Origin of the sequence: Escherichia sp. 94.0001 (assembly GCF_013369155.2) — a bacterium.
In the GTDB taxonomy this organism is placed as follows: domain Bacteria; phylum Pseudomonadota; class Gammaproteobacteria; order Enterobacterales; family Enterobacteriaceae; genus Escherichia; species Escherichia coli_F.
This window is the reverse complement of record NZ_JABWMS020000257.1, coordinates 1-381: the sequence shown is the minus strand read 5'-3', so window position 1 is coordinate 381 and position 381 is coordinate 1. Positions and strand designations below refer to the sequence as shown.

The window sequence follows — 381 nt, the reverse complement described above, 5'->3', positions numbered from 1 at the left end:
GACTGCAGATTGTGCTGGGGGCGGCAGCCATCGTGGGCTCTTTCTTCACGGCCGGAGCATCGATGGCAGCCTGGGGTGCAGCGCTGAGTGCCGGCGGTTTTTCTGCCACCACGATGCTGTTTTCACTGGGGGCCAGCATGATTCTGGGCGGTGTGGCCCAGATGCTGGCACCGAAGGCAAAAACACCGGATTACCGCGCAACGGATAACGGCAGACAGAACACGTATTTTTCCTCACTGGACAACATGATTGCTCAGGGGAACCCGATGCCGGTGCCTTACGGTGAAATGCTGGTTGGCTCACGGCGAATCTCCCAGGACATCAGCACCCGTGATGAAGGCGGTGACGGGAAGGTGGTGGTTATCGGGCGGCAGGCATAAA

The 381-nt window shown here is 59.3% G+C and carries 1 pseudogene; it reads left to right on the top strand.

The features are described 5' to 3' along the window. Window positions 1-380, top strand: a pseudogene (locus HEN33_RS25585) (tail assembly protein); the annotation flags it as partial. Window position 381 lies beyond the last annotated feature (1 nt).